Source organism: Polaribacter sp. Z014, assembly GCF_023555435.1.
Classification (GTDB): domain Bacteria; phylum Bacteroidota; class Bacteroidia; order Flavobacteriales; family Flavobacteriaceae; genus Polaribacter.
Window position 1 is genome coordinate 1 of record NZ_JALCZP010000051.1, and the last position, 3437, is coordinate 3437.

Here is a 3437-nt window from a genome sequence, read left to right on the forward strand (position 1 = left end):
ATGGTGGTATTGAAGCGGTAGCGAAAATAATACCTTAAAAAGATATAGTGCAAAGCCCGACCGCGCCTTTTTTGGCGTGGGAACACCCAATAAAAAAATAATCCTTTGAATTATTCCTTTATTGGGTGCTCTTTAATATATTGCTTGAAATGGATACGAAGCATTGCTCCTAACCTACTCAACATTATTGAGTATGCTAATTTAAGTAGGCAACTCAAACATATTTAAGTGCTTTTTTAATATTCCGGAGGGTGTGGTTTTGGTTTCATCAAAAATTCTAGTATCTCCGAAAAGAATAAAACTGTCTCTTGCTCTGGAAACCGCTACATTTAACATGTTTGGTTTATTATCTCTATCAAAAAATAGCACACCTTCGTCTTCATTACTATATACCGAACTAAATAGCACAATATTACGCTCTGCTCCTTGTAAGGCATGCACGGTACCTAATTTTATCTCGTTTACTTTAAAGCCAGATGCGATTAAGGCTTTGGAAAGCTCTGTTTTCTGACTTGCAAAGGGTGTAATTATACCTAAAATACTTTCTATTTTTTCTACGTTATACGCTTTTTGTATTTCTTCTTTATGCATATTTAGCCATAAAATGATTGCTTTTACTTCATTCATGTTATGACGACTGTTAAATTTTCGTTCGCTATACCCTTCTACATGATATGCCATCATAGATGCAAATATTTGATCTTTGTGCGCTTTCCCTTTCATGGGTTTTAAAATACCATCGTATGCTAACTCATTACAAAAACCAATAATTTCATCGTTACATCTTCTATGCTCTAATAATAACAGACCATTTTCTTTTTTAGTTACTAATGGCGTTTCGTATTCGCAGGCGTTTTGTGCCATTTTCATGATACTTCCGCTAGAAGCTAAAAAACCAATATTGTTTAAATATTCTTTTTGAGCTAGATCTGTAATTATATTTTGATTGGTTAAATTACCGTAATCAATTTTTGGAGGAATAGACCAAATTGGTTCTATTTGTTTTAAATCTCCCACAACAATTGCTTTTTGTGCGAGTGAAAATATTGGGATACTAACTTCTGGTGTTACCTGGCCTGCTTCATCAATAATTAATAAATCTAGAAAATTGAATAAGGGCAAGTATTCGAAAATTGGTTTTCCGTTTTCATTTTCTCCTTGAAATTGGCTGAATAAAAAATGTGTTGGTGCTGTATATAAGGTTGCCACAAAACAAGGGGTAAGCATTGCTCTTCGCTTCCATTTTGCAATAACCGTTTTTTCTCCGGTTCCTTTTTCAGTTTCATTTAACAATACATCTTCTGTTTCTAAAATCCATCTTGCCTCCCAATAATGGGTTGCTAATAAAAAGGCTTTGTGCCGTAAACTTAAATCGATTTCATCGTAAAAAAAAGAATGCGTTTTATCTTTAGCCTCCATTTTTTCATATTCGAACTCCCACATTTGCTCTTCTGAAATAAAAGGGTAGCCTACAATATCATTGTGATGTTTCCAGTTTTTTAATTTTAAGTTTGACGACAATGCTAAATTAAAATCTACAATACATTTTTTAATAAAAGTTAGTGCTGTTTTATCACTAGCTAGTGTTTCTTTACTTACAATAAAAAGATGTTCTGAATTATTGGTGTTTTCTTCAGAATCTACTTTAAAATAACGCTGTATCTCACTGATAAAACTCTGTTCTTTAGAAAATGATTTTATCTTAACGATAATATCTCTCCATTCTTGTAATTTTGAAATTTTTATTACATTTTTTTGAATGTAATTTTCCTTATCGAGTAATAAATTGTTTACTTTTTCTATGGATGATAAATAATTTTGAGATATCTGAACTCCCTCCATTAAATTATCTTCTATCACAGAAATTTCTTCTTGAAGATGGTTACAAGCCTCTTCTAGTGAGTTTACTTGAAAACCAAAAAAATCTGAATACCTATTATAGTAAAAGTTCTTAGCATCGTGTAAGTAATTTTCATTTTCTAGATCGCACAATGTACCTTCATTACCAAACATATTTCCTTTAAGGTAATTGATGTTTTTTAAAGATTTTTCACTTTTAGAGTTTGATGGTAAATACGTAGCATAGCCATTAAAACCCGGAATCCAACGTTCGGCTAAATTGCCCATCGTGCTTTTAGAATTAATGAAACTATCTATAATATTGGTTACCGCTTGGTTATTTGTAGAACACGCCAAAATAACCGGTGCATCTTCTCCGTTAATTGCCGCTCTAACCACTTCTGTAGCTACCAAACTTTGTAACAAAGTAGTTTTACCTGTTCCTGGAGGTCCGTTTACGGCTGTAATTCCATTTTCTTCCGCAGTTAAATAAGACAATAAGGTTTTACGTTGACTGATAGACAATGGAAACTCATTAGACATTTGCCCTAAATGCAAATGATTGTAATCTAAAAAACCTTTATCGGTAATAGGATCTCTTCGGTCTCTATTTCTTGGGTTTATTATTTTTGAAATTAATGGAAGTTCTTCTGTTTCATTTATTAAATTCTCATACAAAAAAAGAATACTTTTTGCTGCTGAAATTTTAGAACTTCTAGTAAAGTATGTCGTTTTATTATTCGTTGTATATCCTTCTGCCCTATAATTATCTAAGCTTGTTGCTGTAATTTCTGAAAAAATTAGATTTATATACTCCCAATAAGAAGCCCAATCTAATTCTTCCTCTTCTGCGACTTCTGGTTCTTCTATTTCTCTAGCTTCTGAAATTGTTTCTATGGATGAAAAAATAAAATCGTTTCCAACCTCAGCAACAGGTGCTAAATAATTACGAACAATTAAAGGAAATATTTCTCTTGGTGCAGATAATTGCCCCAAGCGATTTACTCTGACGGTAATCCAAAAAGGATGAATTGTTTTTTGTTTAAACTTTGGGTCATCTGTTTGAAAATCTAACTGAAAAGGTGCTATAATAATTTCGGCATCGAATACTTTATGCCAATTATCGCTTTCTTTTTTGGTGAGTCCCTTTATTCTATTAATTCTTTTTTCTTCCACATCAAGCATATCCGCCGCATTTTTAGCATTTATGCTTCCAGAACTTAAATCGCAATAATTTTGATGAAATAAGTTTTTGATTCTAGATATGTCTACAGCTAAGTTTTCACTGTCTGTTAAACTGCTTTTATAATAATTTAACCAGTTTTTTACGTTGCTCATGTATGTATTTAGAATTCGTAGTTAATGGATTTGAAAAAAGGGTGTGCGAATATATACTTTTAGTTGATTGTTTTTAGTGAAATGCCAACCATTATTTATTAACAAAATAGAATTGAATCGTTAGTTATTGAAGTCTAGGTTTTTAATTATAAAAGCCACCTCTTTTGGATCAACACAAAAAGTTGTGGAGTAAAATAAAAAGGAAGAACTTTGACTTTAAAATTATTTCTATTTTGGATACTTCAATTGAACTTGCTAAA

At 31.7% G+C, this 3437-nt stretch carries 1 protein-coding gene; it reads right to left on the bottom strand.

What is annotated here, in order from left to right:
- Nucleotides 1-201: 201 nt before the first annotated feature.
- The gene (locus tag MPF19_RS18680) at nt 202-3177 is read right to left on the bottom strand and encodes a DEAD/DEAH box helicase (RefSeq protein WP_249989794.1); all 2976 of its coding nucleotides are present in this window, start codon (nt 3175-3177) and stop codon (nt 202-204) included.
- Nucleotides 3178-3437 lie beyond the last annotated feature (260 nt).

Bases quoted from the DNA above. Each gene is read 5' to 3' on its own strand.
- MPF19_RS18680 (WP_249989794.1), bottom strand. From the start codon at position 3,177: ATGAGCAACGTAAAAAACTGGTTAAATTATTATAAAAGCAGTTTAACA.